Source organism: Flavobacterium sp. GW823-FHT04A11 (genome assembly GCF_058796535.1).
Map to the genome: position 1 here is coordinate 2013903 of NZ_CM179503.1, position 26182 is coordinate 2040084.

21 protein-coding genes and 2 tRNA genes are annotated in these 26182 nt (G+C 33.5%); 12 read left to right on the plus strand and 11 right to left on the minus strand.

What is annotated here, in order from left to right; all coding sequences use genetic code 11:
- Positions 1 to 70: 70 nt before the first annotated feature.
- The 4 genes from AC3QL1_RS08785 to pdeM all read left to right on the plus strand — a co-directional run bounded on the left by AC3QL1_RS08785 (position 71) and on the right by pdeM (position 6014).
- On the plus strand, positions 71 to 1135 hold the full coding sequence (locus AC3QL1_RS08785) for a ligase-associated DNA damage response exonuclease (protein ID WP_492496850.1): 1065 nt from the start codon (positions 71 to 73) through the stop codon (positions 1133 to 1135).
- The gene (locus AC3QL1_RS08790) at positions 1136 to 2737 is read left to right on the plus strand and encodes an ATP-dependent DNA ligase (RefSeq protein ID WP_492496852.1); all 1602 of its coding nucleotides are present in this window, start codon (positions 1136 to 1138) and stop codon (positions 2735 to 2737) included.
- Positions 2738 to 2888: 151 nt separating this feature from the next.
- Positions 2889 to 5348 (plus strand): ligase-associated DNA damage response DEXH box helicase, encoded by a 2460-nt coding sequence (locus AC3QL1_RS08795; protein ID WP_492496854.1) that lies wholly within the window; start codon positions 2889 to 2891, stop codon positions 5346 to 5348.
- Between the two features lie 30 nt (positions 5349 to 5378).
- Positions 5379 to 6014 (plus strand): ligase-associated DNA damage response endonuclease PdeM, encoded by a 636-nt coding sequence (gene pdeM, locus AC3QL1_RS08800; protein WP_492496856.1) that lies wholly within the window; start codon positions 5379 to 5381, stop codon positions 6012 to 6014.
- Here the strand turns inward: pdeM and apaG are convergent.
- The 6 genes from apaG to map all read right to left on the minus strand — a co-directional run bounded on the left by apaG (position 6011) and on the right by map (position 13134).
- Complete coding sequence (gene apaG / locus AC3QL1_RS08805) at positions 6011 to 6397, minus strand: Co2+/Mg2+ efflux protein ApaG (protein WP_492496858.1); 387 nt, start codon at positions 6395 to 6397, stop codon at positions 6011 to 6013. The two genes, pdeM and apaG, sit on opposite strands and share 4 nt — an antisense overlap.
- Positions 6398 to 6477: 80 nt before the next feature.
- Positions 6478 to 7737, minus strand: a complete 1260-nt coding sequence (locus AC3QL1_RS08810; protein WP_492496860.1) for a type IX secretion system plug protein — start codon at positions 7735 to 7737, stop codon at positions 6478 to 6480.
- Between the two features lie 269 nt (positions 7738 to 8006).
- Positions 8007 to 10913, minus strand: a complete 2907-nt coding sequence (locus AC3QL1_RS08815) for a DEAD/DEAH box helicase (protein WP_492496861.1) — start codon at positions 10911 to 10913, stop codon at positions 8007 to 8009.
- A 116-nt stretch (positions 10914 to 11029) separates the two neighbouring features.
- On the minus strand, positions 11030 to 11803 hold the full coding sequence (locus AC3QL1_RS08820; RefSeq protein WP_492496864.1) for a class I SAM-dependent methyltransferase: 774 nt from the start codon (positions 11801 to 11803) through the stop codon (positions 11030 to 11032).
- A 40-nt stretch (positions 11804 to 11843) separates the two neighbouring features.
- On the minus strand, positions 11844 to 12248 hold the full coding sequence (locus AC3QL1_RS08825; RefSeq protein ID WP_492496865.1) for a GxxExxY protein: 405 nt from the start codon (positions 12246 to 12248) through the stop codon (positions 11844 to 11846).
- Between the two features lie 67 nt (positions 12249 to 12315).
- Positions 12316 to 13134 (minus strand): type I methionyl aminopeptidase, encoded by an 819-nt coding sequence (map, locus tag AC3QL1_RS08830; RefSeq protein ID WP_492496867.1) that lies wholly within the window; start codon positions 13132 to 13134, stop codon positions 12316 to 12318.
- Positions 13135 to 13388: 254 nt separating this feature from the next.
- Here map and AC3QL1_RS08835 point away from each other — a divergent pair, with 254 nt between their 5' ends.
- Positions 13389 to 14645, plus strand: a complete 1257-nt coding sequence (locus tag AC3QL1_RS08835) for a DUF445 domain-containing protein (RefSeq protein ID WP_492496869.1) — start codon at positions 13389 to 13391, stop codon at positions 14643 to 14645.
- A gap of 166 nt (positions 14646 to 14811) precedes the next feature.
- Here the strand turns inward: AC3QL1_RS08835 and gpmI are convergent, their stop codons facing one another.
- Both gpmI and AC3QL1_RS08845 read right to left on the minus strand, forming a co-directional pair.
- Positions 14812 to 16329 (minus strand): 2,3-bisphosphoglycerate-independent phosphoglycerate mutase, encoded by a 1518-nt coding sequence (gene gpmI, locus AC3QL1_RS08840; protein ID WP_492497551.1) that lies wholly within the window; start codon positions 16327 to 16329, stop codon positions 14812 to 14814.
- Positions 16330 to 16470: 141 nt separating this feature from the next.
- Positions 16471 to 18900: a DUF5916 domain-containing protein gene (locus tag AC3QL1_RS08845; protein WP_492496870.1), complete on the minus strand. Its 2430-nt coding sequence runs from the start codon at positions 18898 to 18900 to the stop codon at positions 16471 to 16473.
- A gap of 288 nt (positions 18901 to 19188) precedes the next feature.
- Between AC3QL1_RS08845 and AC3QL1_RS08850 the strand changes: the two genes are divergently transcribed.
- Positions 19189 to 19911, plus strand: coding sequence for a murein L,D-transpeptidase catalytic domain family protein (locus AC3QL1_RS08850; RefSeq protein WP_492496871.1), 723 nt, complete (start codon positions 19189 to 19191; stop codon positions 19909 to 19911).
- Here AC3QL1_RS08850 and AC3QL1_RS08855 read toward each other — a convergent pair.
- Both AC3QL1_RS08855 and AC3QL1_RS08860 read right to left on the minus strand, forming a co-directional pair.
- Positions 19900 to 21489, minus strand: coding sequence for a L,D-transpeptidase family protein (locus AC3QL1_RS08855; protein ID WP_492496872.1), 1590 nt, complete (start codon positions 21487 to 21489; stop codon positions 19900 to 19902). The genes AC3QL1_RS08850 and AC3QL1_RS08855 overlap by 12 nt on opposite strands.
- A 1-nt stretch (position 21490) precedes the next feature.
- Positions 21491 to 21928, minus strand: coding sequence for a GNAT family N-acetyltransferase (locus tag AC3QL1_RS08860; RefSeq protein ID WP_492496874.1), 438 nt, complete (start codon positions 21926 to 21928; stop codon positions 21491 to 21493).
- 134 nt (positions 21929 to 22062) lie between these two features.
- On the opposite strand from AC3QL1_RS08860, the gene AC3QL1_RS08865 reads away from it, so the two are divergent.
- Together AC3QL1_RS08865 and AC3QL1_RS08870 are read left to right on the plus strand one after the other, a co-directional pair.
- A tRNA-Gly gene (locus tag AC3QL1_RS08865) sits at positions 22063 to 22135 on the plus strand.
- Between the two features lie 106 nt (positions 22136 to 22241).
- Positions 22242 to 22314 (plus strand) — tRNA-Gly (locus AC3QL1_RS08870).
- 264 nt (positions 22315 to 22578) lie between these two features.
- Here AC3QL1_RS08870 and pepE read toward each other — a convergent pair.
- On the minus strand, positions 22579 to 23286 hold the full coding sequence (gene pepE, locus AC3QL1_RS08875) for a dipeptidase PepE (RefSeq protein ID WP_492496876.1): 708 nt from the start codon (positions 23284 to 23286) through the stop codon (positions 22579 to 22581).
- Positions 23287 to 23448: 162 nt separating this feature from the next.
- On the opposite strand from pepE, the gene AC3QL1_RS08880 reads away from it, so the two are divergent.
- The 4 genes from AC3QL1_RS08880 to AC3QL1_RS08895 are packed head-to-tail and all read left to right on the plus strand — an operon-like array spanning position 23449 to position 26173.
- Positions 23449 to 24216, plus strand: coding sequence for a carboxypeptidase-like regulatory domain-containing protein (locus AC3QL1_RS08880; RefSeq protein ID WP_492496878.1), 768 nt, complete (start codon positions 23449 to 23451; stop codon positions 24214 to 24216).
- Complete coding sequence (locus AC3QL1_RS08885) at positions 24203 to 24928, plus strand: carboxypeptidase-like regulatory domain-containing protein (RefSeq protein WP_492496879.1); 726 nt, start codon at positions 24203 to 24205, stop codon at positions 24926 to 24928. Before AC3QL1_RS08880 ends, AC3QL1_RS08885 begins: the two co-directional genes overlap by 14 nt.
- Positions 24918 to 25670, plus strand: a complete 753-nt coding sequence (bamP, locus tag AC3QL1_RS08890) for a BamP family beta-barrel-assembly machinery protein (protein ID WP_492496881.1) — start codon at positions 24918 to 24920, stop codon at positions 25668 to 25670. Before AC3QL1_RS08885 ends, bamP begins: the two co-directional genes overlap by 11 nt.
- A complete protein-coding gene (locus AC3QL1_RS08895; RefSeq protein WP_492496883.1) occupies positions 25667 to 26173 on the plus strand; it encodes a DUF6702 family protein in 507 nt (168 codons plus the stop codon). Before bamP ends, AC3QL1_RS08895 begins: the two co-directional genes overlap by 4 nt.
- Positions 26174 to 26182: the final 9 nt, after the last annotated feature.

Genomic DNA, 26182 nt, shown 5'->3' on the forward strand with positions numbered 1-26182 from the left:
CAATTATTTAATAATTAAATTTGATACAATTCTGCCATAATATTTTAGAAATTCTTAAAATGGTAATACTATGAAAATCCCTCTTTTAGCTTTTAATGATAAAGGAATTTACTGCCAGCAGGCCGATGTATATCTCGATCCGTGGCGACCGGTAAAAAATGCCATTATTACACACGGTCATGCCGATCACTCGCGTTGGGGACATCAAAATTATATTACACATCATACCAATATTCCTATTATTCGCCATCGTTTGGGAGAAATAAATGTAACCGGAAAAGAGTGGAATGAAACCTTTGTAATAAACAATGTAAAATTCTCGCTTCATCCTGCAGGACATATTATTGGCAGCTCACAAATTCGTGTAGAACACAAAGGAGAAGTCTGGGTTTTTACAGGAGATTATAAAACAGAAGACGATGGAATTTCAACTCCGTACGAAGTGGTAAAATGTGACACTTTTATAACCGAATGTACGTTTGGATTACCTGCTTTTAACTGGACTCCGCAAGCAGAAGTAATATCAGAAATAAATAATTGGTGGGCAGAAAACAAAGCCGAAGGAAAAACTTCTATTCTCTTTGGTTATTCTTTAGGAAAAGCACAGCGACTTTTAAAATATCTGGACACCGACATAGGTAAAATATACACACATGGCGCAATCGAAAATATGACAAATGTTTTAAGGCCTATGGTTGATTTTCCGCCAACAACTTTGGTGACCCGCGAAACCAAAAAAGAAGATTTATTAGGAAATATGGTTCTCGCTCCGCCAAGCGCACACGGAAGTATCTGGATCAGAAAAATGACACCTTTCGTTACTGGTTCTGCAAGTGGCTGGATGGCTTTTCGCGGAGCAAGACGCAGACGCGCTATTGACAAAGGTTTTGTATTAAGCGATCATTGCGATTGGTATTCTTTGCTCGACAGCATAAAAGCAACAGGAGCAGAAAAAATAATCTGCACGCATGGTTATACCGATATTTTCTCTAAATATCTGAGAGAATTGGGTTACGATGCCAGAACTGAAAAAACGCAATACGAAGGCGAAGCAGCAGAAATGGAAAAAGATGAAAAGGAAGCCGAAGCAGATCAAAGTGAAACTTCGCTTATTTCTGAAAATAATGAATTGTAGATGAAAAACTTTGCCCAACTCATAAAAACACTCGATAGTTCGAATAAAACGAATGTAAAAGTCGATGCGCTGACAATGTATTTTAAAAATGCATCGCCGGAAGATAAAGTATGGACCATAGCGATTCTTTCTCACCGTCGTCCGCCTAGACCGGTTAATACTACTTTGTTGCGAATTTGGGCAAACGAATTGGCTAATATTCCACTTTGGCTTTTTGAAGAAAGTTATCATATTGTAGGTGATTTGGCCGAAACTATTGCTTTGATAATTCCCACCACAAAAGAACATTCAGATAAAAGTTTAACCGAATATCTTCAGGAAATTATTGCTTTAAAAAAGAAATCAGATGCTGAGAAAAAAGAATACTTGCATCAGAATTGGCTGGCGCTGAATTATTACGAACGCTTCGTTTTTACCAAATTAATTACCGGAAGTTTAAGAATCGGCGTAAGCCAAAAACTAATGACAAGAGCACTTTCTAAGGCTGAAAATGTTGATGAAGATGCTTTGGCTTATAAATTAATGGGAAACTGGGATCCCAACACAATCACTTTTCAGGAATTGATTCTTGACGAAAAAAACAGTGATTATTTATCAAAACCTTATCCGTTTTATCTGGCATATCCTATTGAAGGTGAAGTGGATAATTTGGGAAATCCCGAAGATTGGTCTATCGAACATAAATGGGATGGAATCAGGTCACAGACGATCATCCGCGAAAGCGAAATTTATGTATGGTCAAGAGGCGAGGAGCTGGTAACTGATAAATATCCTGAATTCAAAAATTTCGTTGGTTTAATTCCGGACGGAACCGTAATTGACGCAGAAATTTTAGCTTTTCCCGAAGGTGAAATCGGAACTTTTAATGATTTGCAAACCAGAATTGGACGCAAAACAATATCGGCAAGTTTGCTCGAAAAGGTTCCCGTAATCTTAAAAGCGTATGATATTTTAGAATGGGAAGGACAGGATATTCGCAATTTACCTTATGCAGAACGTAGATTGTTATTAGAACAATTATATGATTCCATAAAAGATAAAACGCCTTATTTTCAATTATCAGAAAGAGTTTTACTCCATTCCTGGGAAGATGTAACAACCGAAAGAATGCGTGCCCGCGAGATGAAAAGTGAAGGTTTGATGTTAAAAAGAAATGATTCTCCTTATTTGGTGGGAAGGAAAAAAGGCGATTGGTGGAAATGGAAAATTGAACCTTTAGTAATTGATGCCGTTTTAACTTACGCCATGCGCGGTCACGGACGACGTTCGAACTTATTTACCGATTATACTTTTGCGCTTTGGCAAACGAATGATAAAGGCGAAAAAGAACTGGTAACTTTCGCAAAAGCCTATTCCGGTTTAACCGATGCTGAATTCAGAAGAGTAGATGATTTTATAAAGAAAAATACTTTGGAGCGATTTGGTCCTGTTAGAAGTGTAACGCCACAACTGGTTTTTGAAATTGGTTTTGAAGGAATTGCACTTTCAAAAAGGCACAAAAGCGGTGTTGCAACGCGTTTTCCCAGAATTTTGAGATGGCGACATGATAAGAAAATAGATGAAGCCAATTCAATAGAAGATTTAAAAAGTATGATTTCATAATAAAAGAATTAAAAATTGAGAATTAAAAATTAAAAATCCGCTGAATCTGCTAAATCTGCGTGAAAAAAAAATAAGCAAAAAATCATTTGAATCTTTTAATCTGTGGCAAAAAAACTGCATTAGAATTACACCGAATAAGTCAAAATATAAAATGAACAGAGAAGAACTATATATAATTGCCGAAAAATGGTTTCAGGATCAGGGTTGGAAATCATTTCCGTTTCAAACCCAAACCTGGACAGCATTTCTGCAAGGGAAAAATGGCTTATTAAACGCGCCAACCGGAAGCGGGAAAACCTATGCTTTGTGGTTTCCGATAGTTCTCGATTACATGAAAAAAAATCCTGATTTTAAAAATAAACACAAACCGGGATTAAAAGCTATTTGGATTACGCCTTTACGCGCACTTTCGGTAGAAATAAAACAGGCTGCCGAAAGAATTGTCGAAGATTTGAATTTGCCGTTGACTGTTGGAATTCGTTCCGGAGATACATCTCAAAGCGAAAGAGCGAAGCAAAGCAAAAAAATGCCCGATTTACTTATTACGACTCCGGAAAGTTTACAATTGCTTCTGGCCTCAAAAGAATTTGCAAAAACTTTCGCCAATTGTTCTGCAATTGTGGTTGACGAATGGCACGAATTATTAGGTACAAAACGCGGTGTTCAAATGGAACTGTCTTTATCGCGATTAAAAACGGTTGCTCCAAAAATGCGAATCTGGGGAATTTCTGCAACAATCGGAAATCTCGAATTAGCACAACAGGTTTTATTAGGATTGAATTCTGAGGCTTATCAAAATTCGGTTTTGATAAAAGCCAATATCAACAAGAAAATAAAAGTGCTTTCTATTTTACCTGAAAAAATGGACAGTTATCCGTGGCGCGGTCATATGGGTTTGCATTTAATTGATGAAGTTGCGAAAATAGTAAGAAGAAGCAAAACGACTTTAATATTTACCAATGTGCGTTCTGCCTGCGAAATGTGGTATCAGGCCATTCTGGAAAAATATCCTGAATTTGCCGGAGAAATGGCGATGCATCACGGAAGTATTAGTAGGGAAACCAGACAATGGGTAGAGAATGCCATTAGAAATGAAGAATTAAAAGTGGTAGTTTGCACATCAAGTCTTGATTTAGGAGTTGATTTTGCACCGGTTGAAACGATTATTCAAATTGGCGGACCGAAAGGTGTCGCAAGATTTCTGCAAAGAGCCGGAAGAAGCGGTCATCAACCCGGAAAAGAAAGTGTAATTTATTTTCTAGCTACACATGCCATAGAATTAATCGAAGCTTCGGCACTAAAAAAAGCAGCAGCCAAAACTATTGTCGAAGATCGAATTCCGTATTTGAGTAGTTGGGACGTTTTGGTTCAATACCTAAATACATTAGCGGTTTCTGATGGTTTTTATCCGGATGAAATTTTTGAAGAAGTGAGAAAAACATTCTGTTATCAAAATATAACAAAAGAAAACTGGAACTGGATTCTTAATTTTATTACCAACGGCAGTCAGAGTTTACAGGCGTATGATGAATTCAAAAAAGTTGAGGTTGAAGAAGATGGACGCTTTAAAATCAACAGCAGAATGATTGCCATGCATCACAGAATGCAAATTGGAACTATAGTGGGTGATGCGGCTCTCAATGTCAAATTTTTAAGCGGTGGTTTTATCGGTACGATCGAAGAATGGTTTGCCTCAAAACTGCAACCTGGAGATGTATTTACTTTTGCCGGAAAGCGACTCGAGTTATTTCGGGTAAAAAATATGCAGGTTTTGGTTCGAAAAGCCGATCCTAAAAAAAACTCCAGAACAGTAAGCTGGATGGGCGGCCGAATGGCATTGTCTGTGCAAATGAGTGAACTTTTACGCGAAGAATTATACGCAGCAAATACAGATAATCTGACTCCGGAATTACAAGCGCTTCAGCCAATTTTTACAAGGCAGCGAAAAGAAAGCATCGTTCCCGATACGAATGAATTTTTGATCGAAACATTTAAAACGCGTGAAGGATTTCATGCTGTTTTTTATCCTTTTGAAGGCCGTTTTGTGCATGAAGCTTTGGCAAGTATGTTGTCGTATCGCATTAGTTTATTGTCGCCAATTACCTTTTCATTAGCTTATAATGATTATGGATTTGAACTGCTTTCGGATCAAGAAATCGATATGGAAGCTGTTTTTGACAATGATTTATTTTCGACAGAGTATGTACATCATGATTTGCAAAAAAGTCTGAATTCAACGGAAATGGCGCGAAGAAAATTCAGGGATATTGCAGTAATCGCCGGTTTAGTATTTACAGGAATGCCCGGAAAACCAGTAAAAACCAGACATTTGCAAAGTGGTTCGCAGTTATTATTTGAAGTCTTTAGAGATTATGAACCGGATAATTTACTGCTTCAGCAAGCGTATACAGAAACATTTGAACATCAGTTGGAAGAAGGACGTTTGATTCAGGCTTTACAAAGAATAAACAGGCAAACAATTGTATGGAAACAATGCAAAAAACCAACGCCATTTAGTTTTCCAATTATTACAGACCGACTCAGGGAAAAATTATCAAGTGAAACATTGGCAGAAAGAATTAAAAAAATGACAGCCAGTTACATGAAATAATTTTGGACTGATTTTTGGATAAAAATTAATATGAATATAATAATAAACAATCAGGATTTCATTTTGCATCAGTCTGGTGCTGTTTTTTGGGAAAAGGAAAAAATGCTGCTAATATCTGATGTGCATCTTGGAAAAGTGGCACATTTTAGAAAACACGGAATCGGAATTCCGAACAATGCTATTTTTGAAAATTTTACCCGTTTAAAAAATGTTTTAGAATTATTTAATCCCACAACAATTGTTTTTTTGGGAGATTTATTTCACAGCAAAATCAATAATGAATGGGATTTATTTGTCGAATGGACCAAACAGCATTCGCAGAAAATAATTTTGGTAGAAGGCAATCATGATATTATTTCAAAAACACATTATGAAGATTTAAATATTGAAATTTATAATGAATTAGAAATTGATAATTTCCTGCTGACACATCATCCAACAGAAAAAGAAAATCTTTTTAATTTTTGCGGACACATTCATCCGGGGATACAACTGCGTGGATTGGGAAGACAATTTTTGAGTTTATCGTGTTTTTTTCTAAAACCAAATCAATTAATTTTTCCGGCTTTTGGAGAATTTACAGGAAATTCATACCTAATTCCAACAGAAAAAGATAGAGTGTACGCAATTACAAAAGAAGGAATAATAGAAGTTGCAATAAATTAATTTAACGCAAACGGAGCGCACATTCTAAAAGTAGGAACAATTACTTTGAATGTTTTTGTAGTGGTAAAATTGATCATATTAAAATGACCCTGCATTGCTCCGTAAGGAGATGAAAGCAAACAACCAGAACTGTAAGTGTGATTTTCACCAGGTTTTAAAACTGGTTTTTTGCCTATAACTCCTTCACCATCAACAACTTCAATATCGTTTAAAGAATCGAAAATTTCCCAGTGACGAGAAGTTAACTGAACTGAATCTTTACTGTGATTTTCGATTGTGATGACGTAACTAAAGGCAAAATGAATCTTGTAGTTCTTGAAGTAGGTACCTTCAAAACTAGTTAAAACAGATATTTTTATGCCTCTTGTTATCTGAGAAACCATACTAACGTCGTATATATGTGAGTGTTATAGTGGCAAACTTACGAAAAAAAATCCTTTACCCGAAATCCTTTAACAATGTTTTAATTGGTGATATTGATAGAGTTAGCATTTCCTTTTCCGATTACACGCTCATATCGGTCAGAACTTTGCTTGTAATACACCAATATTGTATAATTGTTTTCGGTTTGATAGAAGTTACCGTCAATGGCATTTTCATAATCAATAACCCCTTTTTTATCGGCAACTTTATATTCAAAATTAGTAAAACCCTGCTTGATCATGATTGCCTTTTCATATACCGCTTTATCAGTATTATAATCCATTTTGTTTTCTGGCGATAAGCTATAATTATTGAACATTCCGGTAATATAAATGTCTTTGTTTAACCTGAAAGCAGGAGCTGAAAGTGTAAAATAAACCCACGCATAATCTGCTTCAATTTCGTTGTTGGAACCGTTGATATTCTTAACAACAAAATTTCCGTTTACATCTTCATAATTAGTATAAATTTGATTACCTCTTGCCTGATTCGTGTATAAATACGAATTGTAAATATCATTATTAGAACCTACTTTTCCCACATTGTTGCTTGCGGCGCGAATGTCTTTATTTTCAAAATATAAAAATTCATTTCCTCCCCAAAATAAAGTTTCCTGACCATATTTATAAACCAATTGATTGCCAATGGTATATTGAGGCGGAATATTTTTAATGCTTGTATTGAAATCTCCGTTTTGCAACAAAACAACTCTCACATTTTGCAAAGGCGTTTGAAAAACAATATCGTTAGAAAGTATCGTAAATTCAAGATTTTGCCTGTAATCTATATTGCTGAGGTTACGGCTTCTTTTTACCTGGGCAGCAACAGTTGAATGTTCTTCGTATAAAATAAATTTTCTTGAGAAAACAACTTCTTTATCTTCATTCAGAATTTTTAGGATATAATTTCCTGAAAGTCTTAATTGCGTTGTAAACTGATTTGGAAAAGCAAGTCGGTAATGAGAATAAACCTGCAGTGTATTGAAAGAGTTTGAATAATCGGTAATTCTTTGATTATCAAATCCGCTAATAAAATCTGTTTTCGGAATATCAGTTGGTTTCCAGTTGTAATCACAATGTGTAATATCAAAATAATAGTTGGCTTCATTGCCAAACAAATCATCAAATTGCAGTTCAAATGCAGAACCTAATTCAAATATTGGTACAACATTATTTCCATTTTGAACAAACGAAACTGTTTTGATATTATAAGGTGGAATAACTTCGGTTTGTACTTCCTGCGCTGTCGCGAAAGTAAAAATGAAAAACAAAAGAAAGTTCTGAAACAAAAATTTTGGCATCTTTTTAAATTGTATAAACTCGTTGCATATAATTTTTTCTAACACATAGAAACATAGATTTTGTAATATCAAAAAAGCGTTTCACTTATTTAAATACACAATAGTCCGCTATGTGAGAGAAAATATATTTCTCTTTTAAATTCTTTTATTACACATAAAATCTATGTTTCTATGTGTTTAAATTATACTCAACGTTTTTTGTAAGATTGTAAATATAACAATTTATACAACGAAAAATCAGACAATTTATTGGTTTTAAGAACAATTTATTAAGAACCCAAAATGTATTCTAAATTAGTTTCGATTTCATCATTCACAAAACTTTCCTCCAAAAGCGAATCAGATAACAGTTTTTTGTTTTCCTGCAATTTGATTATTTTTTCTTCAACGGTATTTTTCGAAATAAAACGAATAACATTTACTTTATTCATCTGTCCAATTCGGTGCGCTCTTCCAACTCCTTGTTTTTCAGCAAAAGGATTCCACCATGGATCTAAGAATAAAACATACGAAGCTTTGGTAATATTTAAACCAACGCCGCCCGCTTTAAGCGAAATAAAAAATAACAAAGGTTCTTCGTTTTCCTGAAATAGTTTTACTTGTTGTTCTCTTTTAGCAGCCGGAGTTTCGCCTGTAATTTCACAAAATTGTATTTTGTTTTCTTTACTCCAGGTTGTGTAAAAATTCAGGTTCGTAACAAACGAACTAAAAATGATCGTTTTTTGTTTTCCTTTTACTAAACTTTCCAGATAATTAGTAACGGCAATATATTTTCCGGAATCAATTTCTGATTCCTGATCGACCATTTTCGGATGATTACTCAACTGTCTTAACTTCATCAAAGTATTGATAATGCTAATTTTATCAGGACCCGATCCATCGGTTTTTAGTAAAAAATTACGGGCTTTTGATTTTTCCTGCTCGTATAATTTTTCCTGTTCCGGATCCATATCGCAATAATAAATCTGTTCTGTTAATTCCGGTAAATCCTTTAAAACCTGTTCTTTGGTTCTTCTTAAAATATAAGGTTGAACCAGATTTTTTAATTCAGCTAAACTGTTTTCATCTTGTTTTTTCTCAATCGGAATTTTAAAATTTTCTGCAAAAAAAGCATAAGTACCTAAAATATCCGGATTTATAAATTGCATTTGCGACCATAAATCGTCAAGAGAGTTTTCGATTGGCGTTCCGCTTAAAGCTATTTTATGCTCCGTATTTATTTTATTAATCGCTTTAAAAATTTTAGAATTCTTATTTTTAATGTATTGACTTTCGTCCAAAATTAAATAGCGGAAATTGTATTTTTCTAAAATTGAAATGTCGCGATGAACGATGCTGTAACTCGTAAAAATTAAATCAGAAGATTCTAATCGTTGTGCTAATAATTTTCTGTCATTGCCCAAATATTGCATTTTTGAAAAATGCGGTGTAAATTTTTGAGATTCATTATACCAGTTAAAAACCAATGAAGAAGGCAAAACAATCAGGGTTTTTAAAGGTTCTCTTTCTACAGTAGTTTCATTTTGAAACAAATCAAAATTTGTGGTTTTTGTTGTAAATCCTAATTGTTCCTGAACTGCAACCAAAACAGCCAAAGTTTGTAATGTTTTTCCAAGTCCCATATCATCGGCAAGACAAGCGCCTAAATTTGAATTAAAATGACCCAAAAGCCATTTTACCCCATCAATTTGATAAGGTCTTAATGTTGCTTTTAGTAAATCAGAAGCAACATACTCAGCTTTGTAAATAGGTTCTGCATCACTTTTAATTTCTGAAATCGTGTCTAAAGCAGCAAAATTACTTTTACGCAAAAGTAGATTTCCGTTTTCTGTTTTAGCTAATTTTGCCAGCGAACTATATTTGCTGAGCCATTCTAACGGAATCAAAAAGTAGTTTCCGTCAGGCAATAAAAAAAGTCTTTCCTTACTTTTTATATTCGGGATAATTTCACTGAAATTGATATTGAAATTCCCAATCGTAATGATGATTTTAATATCAAACCAATCTCCAGTTGTTTCTTTTGAAGCAGAAACACTATAATTTTCTGTAATGATTTCTTTGCTTTCCAGTTTCAGGTTTTGAATCGTAAATCCTAAACTTTCCAGTTCTTCTTTGCGATCAATAACCAATTGAATATTAAGATAAGGATCCTGAATTTCTGCTTCTGAATTTAATCCGAATAATTCATTTTTGATTTTTATAAAACCAATTTCAAGTAATTTGTCTGTATACAAAGTTTCATCAGAACTTCGTTTAAACTGAATTATTTTGGGTTCGTTGGCAATACTGAAATCAACAAACGAATGTGTTTTTTTAGTTTTACTGCTGTCAAATAAATACCCGTTATAATCAAAAAAAAGATTGAGATAATAACAGTTTTTAAAGAAATCATAAACAGGCTGAATCGTACAAGAAACAATTGTATCGCGAAGTTCAATTTCAAAACCAGTCGCTTCGATATCAATTTTTCTGGCTATTTCAGGAATGAAATTTTTAAAATAATTATCAACTAATTTTGAAGGTATTTCGATTGATTTTTTTGTTAAAAACGGAGAAAGTTTTTTAGAATTCAGCTCTTTCAGCTGTGCCAATTTTTTGTCGATAATAATCCAGCTTGGTTCATCCAAAAGAATATCAACTTTACTATTCATGGGTAGAAATGTAGTTTCGTTTTCTTTTAAAGATAAAGTATAAGTGATTCCTTCAGTATGTTTGTCAAATTGAATCTGTGGTTCTAAATATAAAGGATCAATAGCAACTCTGGAGCGATAAAAATCCTTTTCAACGCCCATATTCATGGATAACGGAAATTGTTCTTTGACAATTAAAGTATAAAAACAATCCAAATTGAGTTTTAAATGCTGGCGAATGGCAAAATCAATTTTAGAATCTTTCTGCAAATCAGCAATTGTTTTTGCCGATTTGATTTTTGTGCTGAATTTTTTAAATATAAAATCAGACTTTAATGATTCACAAGCGGTTAATATCTTTTTTGTATTCGAATCTAAATTTTCAAAAACAATTCCAAATCCTGAAAGTACATCAGCACTTGCTTTTTTATTTAAATATTTAATATCATTACGATCCTCAACAATATAAGCAGTTGGAATATAATGGTTCAGATTTTTTTCAAAACTGATGTCAAAACAAAATTGAAATGAATTTGTAGGTTCCAAGGTTTAGGGATTTGGTTGGCTTGTAATTAATTTTGATGTTTGGCAAAAAAATAAAGAGTTTTCAAATTATTGCTATTTTGAAAACTCTTTTTAAATGAACTTATATGTGAAAATATTTAGTTTTCCTGTTTAAAGCAAAGTGGAATAATTTCGCCTTTTGCCAAACAATATTTTTCTACCAATTCAGGTGCAATTTTATTGGTATAATCTTCTTCGATAACAATAAAACCAATGCTTCTTAATTTGTCGAAATAATCGCGCCCGTAAATACGAACATGATCGTATTGACCGAATATTTTAGCGCGCTCTTTTTGGTCTGTAATCGTATCGTCAGCAAAGGTTTTTTCTCTCGATAAGTCCTGCGGAATTTGTAAAATGGCCATTCCGCCTGGTTTTAGTACACGAAATAATTCCTGCATTGCCTTTGTATCATCCGGAATATGTTCTAAAACGTGATTGCATAAAATCACATCATATTCATTGTCTTTAAAAGGCAAATTGCAAATATCTGCTTTTACATCTGCCAAAGGCGAAAACAAATCGGTTGTAGTGTAATCAAGATTTTTCTGCTTGCGGAATCTTTTATAAAAAGCTTGTTCCGGTGCAAAATGCAGCACTTTTTTCGGAGCTGTAAAAAAATCAGTCTGATCGTTTAGATACAACCAAAGTAAACGGTGTCTTTCTAAAGAAAGTGTACTTGGCGAAAGCACATTATTACGTTGTTTTCCGTATCCGTAAGGCAAAAATGATCTAAAACTTTTCCCGTCAATAGGATCAGTAAATTTATTTCCTCTTAAGGATAAAGCCAAAATGGGACGCGCCACATAACTCAAACGAATTAACAATGGACGCGGGATTGTATTAAGTATTAGTTTAAAAAGTTTCTTCATGGGGCTGTTTCGCAGAGTTTCACAAAGTAAGCGCGGAGCTTCACAAAGTGTTTATAAATCTTTTTATGTTGTTTTTTAAAATTTTTGAATCAAAATTAATAAGAAGTCCTAATGGATAATTACCAAGTTTTAAATAGGTTAATATCTGGGCAAAATGAACATCTGTAAAAGCTTCAACAGTTTTTAATTCAATAACTATTTTATTTTCGATCAATAAATCAATTCGATATCCATGATCAAGTTTTATGTCTTTGTAAATTATTGGTAGAATTTTTTGTTTTTCAACAGTTAAACCGGAATTTATAATTTCATAATATAAACATTCCTGATAAGCGGATTCTAATAAGCCGGGTTCTAATTGTTTGTGAACTTCAATTGCGAGACCAATAATTTTATATGTAATTGCATCTAATTTATTTCGAGATTCGTTGTTTTCTTCAAACATTTAAAAGGCTTGTAAAATAATATTTTGTGCATCTTGGCGTATATCTTTGTGAATCTCTGTGAAATAACTATAGTACTAAAGGCACTTTTCTAAATTCATCTTCTTCATTGCTTTCGATTCCCAGCGCTTTATAGATGTATTGAAAAGTCGATAACAATTCTGGTTTTCCGTCGATCAAAGCAACGTCGTGTTCGAAATGCGCACTTGGTTTTCCGTCAGCAGTCAGGATTGTCCAGCCATCTTTAAGTTGTTTGATGTTTCTTGTTCCCATGTTAATCATGGGTTCAATGGCAACGACCATTCCTTCAACAAAAAGTTTTCCGCGACCACGTTTTCCGTAGTTTGGCATTTCCGGTTCTTCGTGCATTTTTTGCCCTAAACCGTGACCAACAAGTTCACGAACAACTCCGTAACCGTGAGATTCAGTATATTTTTGGATCGCGTTTCCAACATCTTCCACGCGATTTCCCGCTTTAAATTCTCTAATTCCTACGTAAAGAGATTCTTTCGTTACTTTCAAAAGTTTTTTAACTTCCGGAGCAACTTCTCCAATTTCAAAACTATAGGCGTGATCACCGTGATATCCATTTTTGAACGCACCACAATCTACGGATATAACATCACCATTTTTCAAAGGTGTATTATTTGGAATTCCGTGTACAACTTGTGCATTTGGACTCATACAAAGTGAATTCGGAAAATCATACAATCCCAGAAAACTAGGAACTGCGCCATGATCACGAATAAATTCTTCGGCTAATTTGTCAAGATATAATGTAGTAACTCCTTCTTTAATTTCAGAAGCAATCATTCCTAATGTTTTCGATACGATCAAAGCACTTTCGCGCATTAATTCAATTTCCTCTCTACTTTTTTGGATAATCATATTTTTCAGATTTTCAGTTCGCAAAAGTACGATTTTAATATAAATTTTTCGACCTGATGAGTTCTTTTTGCTGTGAATTAATTTTTTCTCCACAAATTCACGAATTATAATGGAATGTTGATTTTACAAATTGTATTTGTTTAAAATTCAATAGATAATTTTTAGAAAAATTCGTGAATGCGGGGCTATTTAAGAAGCCAAAACAGCTGGATATTTCAGAAAAAAGCCATAAATTAGTAGTAAAATGTTTAATTATGAAAACTACTATTATAGATCAGGATATATCTAAAGTAAAAGCTTTAAGGAAAATGAAGAGTAATGCATTGGCCCTTTTGGGTGTTGCCGTTCTTTTGTTCATCATCGCTATTTATTTTAAAATCCCAATGCTTCAGGCGTTTAGTGAAGCCGCAATGGTGGGGGGAATCGCGGATTGGTTTGCAGTTGTCGCCTTATTTCGTCATCCGCTGGGAATTCCGATTTGGCATACAGCCATTATTCCAACCAAGAAAAATGAAATCGGAGAAAACCTGGGGAATTTTGTTTCAGAAGAATTTCTGAATCGCGAGAAACTGGAAATTAAAATAGAAGAATTCAACTTTGCGACAAAAGCTTCAGAATGGCTTTCTCAGGAAGAAAATGCCAATAAAATTGCCAATCTGGTTGCCGTAAATATTATTCCGGGTGTTATAAAAACCATTAAAGACGAAGATATAAAACGATTTATTCAGGTTCAGTTTAAGGAAAAACTCGAAGGAATTAATTTTGGAGACTGGGTTGCGCTGGCTTTAGAACCTTTGCAGAAAGGGAATATGAAAGATGAATTATTGACGAATCTTCTGGAAGTAATGAGCACAGAATTGGCGAATAATAAAGACCTGATTCGGAAAAAAGTAAAAGAATCAACGCCATTTTTGAGTTTTGGCTTAGCTGATAAAAGTATTTCTGAAGGTATTTTTAATGGTCTGGCTGAATTTTTAGACGAAGCCAAAAATTCTGAAAGTGCCGTAAGAATTAAAATTGACGAATACGTTTATAATTTCCTCGATGAAGTCAAAAACTCAGAAGAAATGCGCATAAAAATTAATAATTTAATTCTTGGGTTTGCCGGAAAAAAAGAAGTTCAGGATTATGTAAACGGAATTTGGGATGAAATAAAATTATCTATTTCGACCGATTTAGGAAAAGGAGATGAATCTTCAATCAAGAAGAATATTGCAGGTTTAATTCAGGGTTTCGGAACCGGAATAAAAGAAGATGCTGTGATGATCGATAAAATCAATAATTTCATCAAAAAAGATTTATTATCAGTGCTTTTAAATAATAAAAAAGTGATTGGAGATTTGATTTCCTCCACAGTAAAAAGCTGGGACGGAAAAGAAGTTTCTGAAAAATTAGAATTAGAAATCGGAAAAGATCTTCAATACATCAGAATCAACGGAACTTTGGTTGGAGGAATGATCGGACTTGTGATTTATGGCGTTGAATGGACGTATCATTATTTTGTAATGTGATAAAATTTATTGAAACACCAAATGTCAGGCTGAGCGTAGTCGAAGCCCTTTCGGTTTCATAAGCCTTCGACTACGCTCAGGGTGACAAACGAGGCTATATGTTTATAAAGTAAAAAAGAGACAAATTCTAAAACTTGTCTCTTTTTTTTATGCAATAGATGATTTTCTACAACAATGAATGGCAAGTCATTGCTGCTGGTTGCTGAACGCCCATTAATTCTAAAATAGTAGGAGCGATGTCACCTAAAACACCATCGTTTATGTTTTTCAATTGTTTGTCAACCAAAATAATCGGCACCGGGTTTGTTGTGTGTGCGGTATTTGGACTTCCGTCAGGATTAATCATCGTTTCACAATTTCCGTGATCGGCGATTACAATTGTAGTATAATCGTTTGCAAGAGCCGCTTCGATAACCCCTTTTACACAGACGTCAACAGCTTCACAGGCTAAAATTGCAGCGCTCATAATTCCGGTATGTCCCACCATATCGCCATTGGCAAAATTTAAACATACAAAATCAACTTCGCCTTTGTTTAATTCAGGAACAAGCGCATCTTTCAACTCATAAGCACTCATTTCCGGCTGTAAATCGTAAGTCGCTACTTTTGGAGAGTTTCTTAAAATTCTGGTTTCACCTTCAAACGGAGTTTCTCTACCGCCTGAAAAGAAGAAAGTTACGTGTGGGTATTTTTCCGTTTCGGCAATACGAATTTGTTTTTTGCCTGCTTTTTCTAAAACTTCACCAAGAGTTTCCGTAATATTATCTTTATTGTAAACCACTTTTACGTTTTGGTACGTTTCGTCGTAGTTGGTAAGCGTCACATAATACAACTTTAATTTGTGCATGTTTTGCTCGTGGAAATCTTGTTGAGAAAGTGCTTCGGTAAGTTCACGGCCTCTGTCTGTTCTAAAATTAAAGAAGATTACAACATCATCTTCAACAATTGTAGCTAATGGATTTTCTTTTTCATCCACCATTACAATTGGTTCGATAAACTCATCGGTAACATGATTTTCATAACTGCTTAGCATACTTGCAACGGCATTTTGAGAAGGAGTTCCTTTTGCGTTTACCAATAAATCGTAAGCTAATTTTACACGTTCCCAACGTTTGTCACGATCCATTGCGTAGTAACGACCAATAATCGAAGCGATTTTTACAGGCGTCTCTTTAATATATTCTTCTAAATCGTGAATGTATTTTGCACCTGATTTCGGATCAACATCACGACCATCTGTAAAAGCGTGAATAAAAACATTTTCAAGACCATATTCCTGAGAAGCATCAATTAATCCGCGCAAATGCGACGTATGAGAGTGAACTCCACCATCAGAAACTAATCCTAAAAAGTGTACTTTTTTATTGTTTTCTTTGGCATATTTAAAAGCATCAACCAATACTTGCTCTTTTGCAAGCGTTTTGTGTGCTACAGCCAGATTTATTTTGGCTAAATCCTGATATACGATTCTTCCCGCACCAAGATTCATGTGTCCTACCTCGCTGTTTCCCATTTGACCTTCCGGTAAACCTACGTTTAAACCGTCGGTTCTTAACTGTGCATTTGGGTAATTTTGGTAAAGACTGTTTATAAAAGGAACATGTGCATTGTCTATTGCAGATACTTTAGGGTCAGGAGATTTTCCCCAACCATCTAAAATCATAAGGATTACTTTTTTGTTCATCATTTTTTAGTTTTCTACAAAGATAAGCCATTTCTAAAATGCGTAAGAAAGCAATGCCACAATTTATATTTAATAAAATGAATTGTCTCGAAAAATATTAATTCAATTATATAAGTCTTTATTTTTTAAAATTAATTCAGGCTAGGCTCTTTTTCTAATCTTATTTTTGACAGCATTATAGTCAATAAAGTATTTGACGCTTACAGAAAAAACATGTTTTAGTGCTGTATTAGTTAATAAATCGGCTACGTTCGATTTAAATTCTTTGTCGATAATGCGTTCAAAATTTGCTGTGTTATTTCGGTATAAAACAGAAAGCTGACTGCCTGGAGCAAACCACCATGAATAGGATAAATCTGCATTCCAGGAATAAAAACTCGAATTTTTGTTTTCAGTATATTGCGGATATGGCGATAAAGTTCCGTTTTGTTCCAGTTCCAGAATATCTTTGTTTTCAGCATACGACCAATATTGACGCACAGCAAGATTAATTGTCATGGCGCTATTTAGGGCATATTTTCCTCCCAAAGTATTAGAATAAGTGATCACATCTCTGTTTGCAAAAACAATAGTTTCAGGCGTACTTTCATTATTGTCATCGTCAGTGCTGTCAATATATCCTTTATTATTGTTTTTTCTAAAATAACTAAAAGTATAGGTCAACAATAGTTTATCATTAAAACGATATCTCGGGCCAATATCACAGCCGTAATTTATTCTTCCTGATTCATTAAAGATCAAAAATGAGGGATTTAAATCTAAAGCAAACTTATGATTGTAATTGGTCGAAATACTGCCCCACCATTCTATTCTTTGCGGAAGTGCCACATATCTGTTTTCGGTTCTTGGTTCATAATAATCATAAGATTCTAAAGGGTAAAACGTAATTCCGGTTCCGTAATAATTGTTTTTTACAGTCGTCAGGTTCACATTTGCATTAATGCTGTTGTCTTGCACTTTTCCCGATTGTTTGTTAAACTCCGAGTACAGATTTAAATTAATTTTAAAACTATTAAAAAGCTTGGTCGGATTTAAGATTCTGTAATTGGCATTTCCGTAAAAGTTATAATAATTCGTGTAGAAATTAATTCCCAAATCATTCGGATCAAAGTCTTTAGAGACAAAATCAGAACCAAAGCTATAGCGATAATTTCCGCTTGTTTCGGCAAAGCCAATAGTCGAATAAATACCATTTTTATCTTCTTCGGCATTAATCAGACTATATTTTACATTTCCGGATAAATTATACGTATTCGCCTTTGTATTTAAATCCCAGGCCAGACCCGTTACGTTTGCATCTCGATAATGTCCATTTCTGGTAACATTTGTATTAATTAAAGTTACCGATGAATTTTTGCGAAAGCGCTGATCTAAAACCAACACATTATAATTGGTCAAAGGTTCAACAACTGCGCGTCTCGTAGCGCCGGTTATGGTATCTTGAATTACGGCAAATGTTTTTTCGGTAACCGCATTTAAAACACCAATTCCCAAACCGTTTTTAGTTCGCCCTGAAACTTTTAAAGCATTAATAAGATTGACGTTTTGAACGTTCTCGATTATTTCTTCATCATCATTCAAATCCGGATCTATGGATGGTTTTCCTCCAATTCTTCTCGAATAAAACATATTTCCTTTATTGAATAAATCTGTTCCTTCCGTAAAAAATGCCCTGTTTTCGTTGAATTGCTGTTCAAATGGACCTAAATTCAGGATTTGATCGTCGTATTTTGTCTGACCAAAATCAGGAATTAAAATGGCGTCAAGCGTAAAAGCATCATTAATTCCATATTTAATGTCCATTCCGCCTTTCATCGTTCCGTACGTTTTTTGGCCATCACCTGCATTCAAATAATAAGAAGCATACGGCATAAGAAACAATCTGGTAGGAGGTTTGATGTTTTCAATTCCTTCCAGATTACCGTTTTGCTGCGTAAAAGTGCCTATTTTAGTATCAATTAAGTTCCAGGTGTATTTTTTACGTTCTCTTTTAATTTCCCTGAAAAAATTGATTCCCCAGGTTTGTTTGTTTTCTGCAGAAAAACGCAATGCCGCATACGGAATCTTAATTTCTACATTCCATCCTTTATCTGTTAATACAGCTTTGCTAATCCAAACCGCATCCCATGAATAATCTTCACCAATAGCATCAGTCATAATACAATCGCCCTGAACATCTGCTGCAGAAACAAAAAACTCAAAGTTTTGCTGTCCATCGTTAAAACCATTGATGAAAACACCAAAAATATCGGCAGTTCCAAAATTATCACGTTGCGAAATTTCTTTCAAAATCTTATTTGGCTCATCATCATAAAGGGTTGCACCAATATATATAGCGTCATTATTGTATAAAACTTTGATTTCAGATCTTTTGCCTTCAGGAATTGGTTTTCCGTTATCAGGATCAAACATCACAAAATCAGAAGCTATTGCAGCATTTTGCCAGGCAGCTTCACTAAATTTTCCATCAATAGCAATTGGTTGAGAAATGGGCTGAGCCTGTAAGGTTTTCTTTTGGCTGTAGCCGAAAGACATATATAGGAGGAAACTAAAAAAAACTAATTTTTTCATTTTAAGTAATGAAGATGATCAACATTAATATAGACATCAAATTGTGTTAAATGTTACAGTTAAATATTCAAAAATTATATCTTTTCAATATTGTAGGATTTTTTCCATACAATAAAACGTTAATTTAAGCGGTAAAAATAGGTTTTTTCTGCTGATATGCTAATTTTTTGTTTCCCATTTGTTAAAATTTAAACAAAACGTCACTGATTTACAGAGTTTTATTTTGTGCGCTATCTTTTTTTTATACATTTGCCGAACCCAAGTTTATTATTAACCTAAAGAATTTCAATGATTTACAAAATTTATCCCTTGTTGGTGTTTTTGCTATTGTCTTTTGGAAAAGACACAAAAAACACTCTTGAAGTAAAAGAGACAGCGAACAGAAGTATTGCCAAAGTTGAAAAACTTTCTGTAGACGCAAAAATTGAAAATGTTTATAATACATTAAATTCTAATCATTTTGAGTTACCTGAACTTAAAACTTTTTCTGAAGCATTAAAAGGCTTTTACTTATTGAAAGAAAAAGGAGTTATTCAAAAAGACATTTTAACCCTTATTGATTTTAGTTTGTCATCAAACGTAAAACGCTTATGGGTAATTGATTTGAATGCAAATAAAATCTTATTTCACTCTTTAGTTGCTCACGGCAGAAATACCGGAGAAGAATTTGCTGAAGCTTTTTCAAATTCAAACTCGTCTTTTAAAAGCAGTTTAGGTTTTTATGCCACTGGTGAAATTTATCAGGGAAAACATGGAGCTTCATTAAAGCTTGATGGATTAGAAAAAGGTGTGAACGACAATGCCCGCGAAAGAGCTGTTGTAATGCACGGTGCCGATTATGTTTCTGAATCTTTTATCAGAAATAACAAAAGATTAGGCAGAAGCCAGGGTTGTCCGGCAATTCCGTTTGAATTAACAAACGAAATTATCCAAACAATAAAAAATAAATCGTGTTTGTATATCTATCATCCTTCAAGAAGTTTTGCGATGGAAGAAAAACTAATTTCTTAATTTAGAATACAAATCCGAATCAAGATTATAAATATCAGCTCTGAAAATGAGCTGATTTTTTTTGCTCCATGCTGTCCAGTACCATTGGTATAAAGCATATTTCTTGGTGATTCTGATGTTTATTGTTTTCTTAGTTTCAATAATAGAATCAATTTTTTCTTTCGGCCAGTTTGTTGCAATAGTATCATTCAAAATATGTTCTGCTAATTCTAATGGATTTTCTATACGAACACATCCTGAACTTAAAGAACGATTGTTTCTTCCAAAATAATTACGATGATTCGTATCGTGCAAATACACGCTATGGTGATTTGGGAATAAAATTTTCATTAATCCCAGAGAGTTATTATAACCCGGACTTTGTACATAGCGATAACTATTTGGCTTGTTTTCATTCCAGTTTTTAGGGTCTACTTCACGATTTGCAGAATCAAATATGGTGATTCTTTTTTTAGCTAAATAGTTCCTGTTCTTTTTCATTTCAGGAATAATATCTTCTTTTAAAATAGTGGGAGGAACTGTCCATGTTGGGTTAAAAACGACCGTTTTTAGCTTTGATGTAATAATAGGTGTTCTTCTTTTACTTGTTCCCACAACCACATTTCGTACAAGAATTGTGTCCTGGTTTTCAATAACATTCAAACTATAGTTTGGAATATTGATAATGAAATAGTTTTCGGCAAAATCATTATTATACCATCTCCATCTTTCCAGATTCGCAATAATTTGCTGTTTTCTTTTTTCTTTAGTGAAATTTAAAGCACTCAAAGTTCCTGCTCCAATAACGCCGTCAGCAGCTAAACCGTGTCGCTCCTGAAATGTTTTTACAGCTTCAAATGTTTTTTGATCATAAATATTAGTCAAACTGTCTTTTCCTGTAAGGTCTTTCCAGAATAAAAGTTTCTTTTTAATATTTAATAAAGCATTGTTAGTGTCTTTTAAAACTATTTTATCTGCAGCTTTAATAGTATCCATTGCTTCTTCATCAGGATAAGTATTGATGACTTTAAGCGCATTTAATAGTTCTTTGTACGTTTGTGATTTTGGCTGAATATTCTCTACAATACTGTCTAATTTGTTCTTGTTGAAAGCTTTAATAAGTGTGCTATTTGGGTCAAATGGTTTTTCTTCCAAATCCCAATCTGTATATAATTTTTTCGGATCGAGTTTTCCTTTATATAAATGCGTTAAGTATAATTCAAAATTATACGTTAGCAATATATCGTAAGTTGCTAATTGCTTATCATTTAAAGAGCTGATTTTTTTCTCGTATTTCTCAAGCGTCGCAGCTTTATAATCTTCCGGATTTAAACCTAATTCTTCGCATTTTTTTAATTGAGATAAAACAAAAGTTCGTTTTTTAAGATTTCCCCAAACGCTTTTGTTTTCTGATGCGATATAAAATTGTTTCAGTGTTTCACTTTTAAAAACATTGATTAATGCAGTGTCTATAACTACTTTTCTTTCGTCAGTAAGTATAATTGCCGGTGGAGGAGTTTTTTTTACAGGAATTTTAGGTTCATCTTTTTTGCAACTTATAAATATACTTATTACAATCAGAAAGTAAAGTTTCTTCATTTTATAGTTTTTTAAACATTAAATAGTGTTCGCCAACGTCTTTGATATCAAACGGCTTGCCAATTATTTGGTAATTCATTTTTTTATAAAACCCAACGGCAGCTGTTCTGGCATTAAACCAAATGAGATCAACATTGTTTTCATGGCAATATTTTTCGCAATGTATTACCAGAGCTTCACCAAAACCTTTCTTTTGATGAGAATCCAAAACGGCCATTCCTCGAATCTGAGCTTGATTTTCGTCGGCAAATATAGTATTGGTTTGGGAGAATAACGAAATAATTCCTATTAATTCTTCGTTTTCAAATAATCCGAAATGATGTGTAGTGTTTAAATCATCGCCATCAAAGATGCAGCTTTCGATAGGTTTTCCTTTTCTTAGAACAGGTTGACGAACGATATAGGTGTCTTTTGATGGAATTTCTTTGATAATATTCATAAATGTGTAAAAAATAATAAAAGTATAACTTTTTAGTTTTAAATAGGTTATAAGAAATCGTTGTTTTTTAATTAATTTTTTTGAAAAAAAGCTTGTTTTGAACTGAACTTATTTTTTATATTTGCACCAGTAATGCGAAAGTAGCTCAGTTGGTAGAGCTCCAGCCTTCCAAGCTGGTTGTCGCGAGTTCGAGCCTCGTCTTTCGCTCTAAAAAACCGAAGCTTCATTGTTTCGGTTTTTTTATCAAACTTAAATAATTTTTGATTTTTATTTTTTTAAATGATTTAATTATTTATATTTGCACCCTGTTAATGCGAAAGTAGCTCAGTTGGTAGAGCTCCAGCCTTCCAAGCTGGTTGTCGCGAGTTCGAGCCTCGTCTTTCGCTCTTCAAAATCCTCAAACATCTCGTTTGGGGATTTTTTGTTTTAAACCATATAAGTTATATAAGTTCATTTAAAAAGTTTTTAGGCAAAAGCTTAAATTTTCTTATATAACTTATATGGTGAAAAAATTATTTTAGTGCGCTTAAATCGCTTTCGGTTTCTAATTCCTGAGGTTTTTTGTTTTAAACCATATAAGTTATATAAGTTCATTTAAAAAGTTTTAGACAAAAGCTTAAATTTTCTTATATAACTTATATGGTGAAAAATTATTTTAGTGCGCTTAAGTCGCTTTCGGTTTCTAATTCCTGAGGTTCTTCGTTTTGTAAAAACAAACGTGCTTTTAGATTTCCTTTCAGGGTGATTTTTTCTCCTTTTACTTCAAGCCAGCTTCCTTCTCTTAATCCTAAAACCGGAATAGAATTAAAAGCATGGAATTCTTTAATTCTTGTTTCGCGGGTTTCACCCATATGTTTTGATTGTAAATCGGCATCTAAATAATGCGGGTTTAAGTTAAAAGGAATTAATCCTAAAGTCTGAAAACTTGGAGGATACACAATCGGCATGTCGTTCGTAGTTTGCATTGATAATCCGCAAATATTGCTTCCGGCGCTTGTACCTAAATAAGGTGTTCCGTTTTTTACAGTTTCAGAAAGAACCTGCATAATATTATGATAGTATAATTTAGTAACCAGTAAAAAAGTATTTCCGCCTCCGGTAAATATCCCTTCTGCATTTTTTATGGCATCTTCCGGGTTTTCAAATTCATGAATTCCTTTTACGGTTATGTTAATTTTTGCAAATGCCTGCGTTGCTTTCGAAGTGTATTCGTCATGCGAAATTCCGCCGGGACGCGCATAAGGAATAAATAAAATGCTTTTGCAGTTTTTAAAATGAACTTCCAAAGTAGGTAATAAATACTCTAAATAGCTGCCTTCGTGCAAGGTAGAAGTGCTGGCAATGATAATGCTTTTCATAAATTTAAACTCAGATTGTTGCCGTTAAAGATATTAAAAAATCCTTTTTGAGGATTGAAAAACCAAAGTTTAATTAACATTTTTTTACCAAGCCGTTAATACTAAATTTGGAACACATTAAGATATTTTTACACTTTTAAGAATAATTCTAATTTTTTCATTTTGATCAACAAAGTTTTATGTGTTTTGTGTGTTGTTTTGAGTCAAACTGCGTGGACTCAAAATCAGGAGCGTATTATTATAAGCGGAAAAATTGTTTCTAATACAAATGATTTAGAAGGTGTTTATGTAGTTAATGCGCAAACAGAAATCATGACAACCACAAATGCGGAAGGAGCTTTTTCGATTTTAGCGAAAGCGGGAGATACGCTTGTTTTTTCATCTATTCAATTTAAAGAAAACAGAGTTTTATTAGTTCCTGAAGATTTTTCAAATCTTAATTTTACAGTAAAACTAAATCTGGTAATGCATCAGTTGCAAGAAGTAATTATCAGAAGATATGATAATATAAATGCTGTTGCGCTTGGAATTATTCCTGCCGGGCAAAAAACATATACCGAGGCCGAAAGGAAATTGCATACTGCGACGGCTTTGAATGCAACTGCAAATGCAGGATCGCTTGCCGGAGGTTCAATATCGGCAGATCCTTTATTGAATTTTTTATCAGGACGCACCGCAATGCTTAAAAAAGAAGTTGCGGTCGAGAAAAAAGAATTTTTCATGAAACTTTTAGAGAATATGTTTAGTCTGGATCATTTTGTGAACCGACTGAAAATTCCAAATGAATATGTAAAAGGATTTGAATATTATGCTGTGGAAAATGACAAATTCACCACGATTTTGAATTCTAAAAATAAAACTTCAACAGAATTTCTTTTAGGAGAATTAGCTGTGAAATATAAAGAAATACTAGCTGTTGAAAACAAATAAAGCCTTACTGATATTTTTTCTGTGGATAACCCAAATTTCGTTTGGACAAACAACCGGTGCCAAAGAAATTCTCGGACAAATTTTTGAACAATCCACTTCTGTAGAAGGCGTGAATATCATCAATAATACAACTCAGGTTACAACGGTTTCTGATGCAAACGGAATGTTTTCGATTGTAGTTAAGGAGGGCGATGTGCTGGTATTTTCATCCGTGAATTTAGAACCGCTTCAACGCAGAATTACGGCTGAGGATTTGAAACTTGCTTCGCTTCAAATAAAAATGGCTGCCAAAGAAATTGAACTGAAAGAAGTTGTTGTGAATGAAAACGCGAATATTACGGCAGAAAACCTGGGGATAATTTCAAAAGATCAAAAAAAATATACGCCGGCAGAAAGAAAGGTGTATACGGCAACTTCAACTCCGGGTGATGCTTTGCTGAATGCAATTTCAGGAAGAACTTCGATGTTGAAAAAAGAAGCTGCCGTAGAGAAAAAAGAGGTGCTTTTTAAGAAAATGGAATATCTTTTTGAAGAGAATTATTATACGGAAAGATTGAAAATTTCGACAGAAGATATTAAAGGATTTCAATTATATTGCATAGATGATGCGGAATTTGCCGTATCTTTGAGTAGTAAGAACAAAACAATGAGTATGTTTTTAATAACTGAATTAGCCAGAAAATATCTAAAAATTCTCGAAAATGAAAAATAGCCTAAGAATACTTGTTGTGTGTTTATTTTGCCAAATTGCGCTGGGACAAAACTCAAGAAAACCATTACACGGACAAGTAATTAATAAATCTCTAACCATCGAAAGTGGTTATGTGATGAATGTAAATGCCAATGTTAGAACTTTTATTGGTTTAAACGGATTGTTTGATATCATGGCAAGACCTAAAGATACTTTGTTATTTACAGGAATTGCATTTCAATCTAAAAAGGTTGTGCTGACAGAAAAAGATTGTGCAGAAGTACTTTTTTCTGTGCCTTTGGATTTAGTAAATATCGAACTGAAAGAAGTTTTGGTTCATAAAGAATTAAAAGTTAAATCGTTACAAGGCGGATCACAAGGTATAGTCGATATGCAGTTTGAAGACGATAAATTATCCAGTCCGGAAAATAAAGTAATGTACTCAGATCAGACTATTAAATACGGAACAGACTTTGTTCGAATATTTAAAGATGTAAAAAAACTTTTCCGTAAAGATGAAGATGTAAAAGAAGAGGCGATAAGTGATATTGCTTTTGTTGAATATGCGAAAGATAATTTTACGCCTGATTTTTATACTAAAACATTAGGTTTGAAACAAGATGAAATAGACCTGTTTTTAATGTATTGCTCTAACGATGCAGAATCGAAACAACATTTAAAACCGGAAGAAAAGTTTGAATTGATGGACTTCATGATCAATAAAAATAAGGAGTTCAAAAAAGTCGAGATGAATAAAAAATGAAAAAGAGTTTAGTTTATTCCTTAATCGGAGTCTTATTTATATCGTTATCCTCTTTTGCGTTTCATAAGTTTTATATGGGCGTTTATCAGGTCAATTATGTGTCCGAAAAAAAGATGATTCAAATTACATCACGTATTTTTATTGATGATCTGAATAATGGTATGGAAAAAAAATACCATAAAAAAACATTTGTCGGCACAGAGAAAGAAACACAGGAAGATATAGATTTATTAAAAAAATATCTTTCAGAAAATTTCACCATAAAAATAAACGGGCAATCTAAGGCAATCACTTTTTTGTCTAAAGAAGTGGAAGCCGGAGATGTTTTGATTTGTTACTCCAGAATTAAAGATATTGACAAGTTTAAAACAATCGAAATTTCGAATACAATTTTGGTTGATTGGAACGCCGAACAGCAGAATATTACACATGTTACCGCTTTTGGGATGAAAAAGAGCGTTCTCTTTACGGAATCTTCAAGGAAAGAAGTGTTAAAGTATTAATGGACGAGT

Excerpts from the sequence above, each read along its gene's own strand:
- AC3QL1_RS08785 (WP_492496850.1), top strand. The coding sequence starts at position 71 with ATGAAAATCCCTCTTTTAGCTTTTAATGATAAAGGAATTTACTGCCAG.
- AC3QL1_RS08790 (WP_492496852.1), top strand. The coding sequence starts at position 1,136 with ATGAAAAACTTTGCCCAACTCATAAAAACACTCGATAGTTCGAATAAA.
- AC3QL1_RS08795 (WP_492496854.1), top strand. The coding sequence starts at position 2,889 with ATGAACAGAGAAGAACTATATATAATTGCCGAAAAATGGTTTCAGGAT.
- pdeM (WP_492496856.1), top strand. The coding sequence starts at position 5,379 with ATGAATATAATAATAAACAATCAGGATTTCATTTTGCATCAGTCTGGT.
- apaG (WP_492496858.1), bottom strand. The coding sequence starts at position 6,397 with ATGGTTTCTCAGATAACAAGAGGCATAAAAATATCTGTTTTAACTAGT.
- AC3QL1_RS08810 (WP_492496860.1), bottom strand. The coding sequence starts at position 7,737 with ATGCCAAAATTTTTGTTTCAGAACTTTCTTTTGTTTTTCATTTTTACT.
- AC3QL1_RS08820 (WP_492496864.1), bottom strand. The coding sequence starts at position 11,803 with ATGAAGAAACTTTTTAAACTAATACTTAATACAATCCCGCGTCCATTG.
- AC3QL1_RS08825 (WP_492496865.1), bottom strand. The coding sequence starts at position 12,248 with ATGTTTGAAGAAAACAACGAATCTCGAAATAAATTAGATGCAATTACA.
- map (WP_492496867.1), bottom strand. The coding sequence starts at position 13,134 with ATGATTATCCAAAAAAGTAGAGAGGAAATTGAATTAATGCGCGAAAGT.
- AC3QL1_RS08835 (WP_492496869.1), top strand. The coding sequence starts at position 13,389 with ATGAAAACTACTATTATAGATCAGGATATATCTAAAGTAAAAGCTTTA.
- gpmI (WP_492497551.1), bottom strand. The coding sequence starts at position 16,329 with ATGAACAAAAAAGTAATCCTTATGATTTTAGATGGTTGGGGAAAATCT.
- AC3QL1_RS08845 (WP_492496870.1), bottom strand. The coding sequence starts at position 18,900 with ATGAAAAAATTAGTTTTTTTTAGTTTCCTCCTATATATGTCTTTCGGC.
- AC3QL1_RS08850 (WP_492496871.1), top strand. The coding sequence starts at position 19,189 with ATGATTTACAAAATTTATCCCTTGTTGGTGTTTTTGCTATTGTCTTTT.
- AC3QL1_RS08855 (WP_492496872.1), bottom strand. The coding sequence starts at position 21,489 with ATGAAGAAACTTTACTTTCTGATTGTAATAAGTATATTTATAAGTTGC.
- AC3QL1_RS08860 (WP_492496874.1), bottom strand. The coding sequence starts at position 21,928 with ATGAATATTATCAAAGAAATTCCATCAAAAGACACCTATATCGTTCGT.
- pepE (WP_492496876.1), bottom strand. The coding sequence starts at position 23,286 with ATGAAAAGCATTATCATTGCCAGCACTTCTACCTTGCACGAAGGCAGC.
- bamP (WP_492496881.1), top strand. The coding sequence starts at position 24,918 with ATGAAAAATAGCCTAAGAATACTTGTTGTGTGTTTATTTTGCCAAATT.
- AC3QL1_RS08895 (WP_492496883.1), top strand. The coding sequence starts at position 25,667 with ATGAAAAAGAGTTTAGTTTATTCCTTAATCGGAGTCTTATTTATATCG.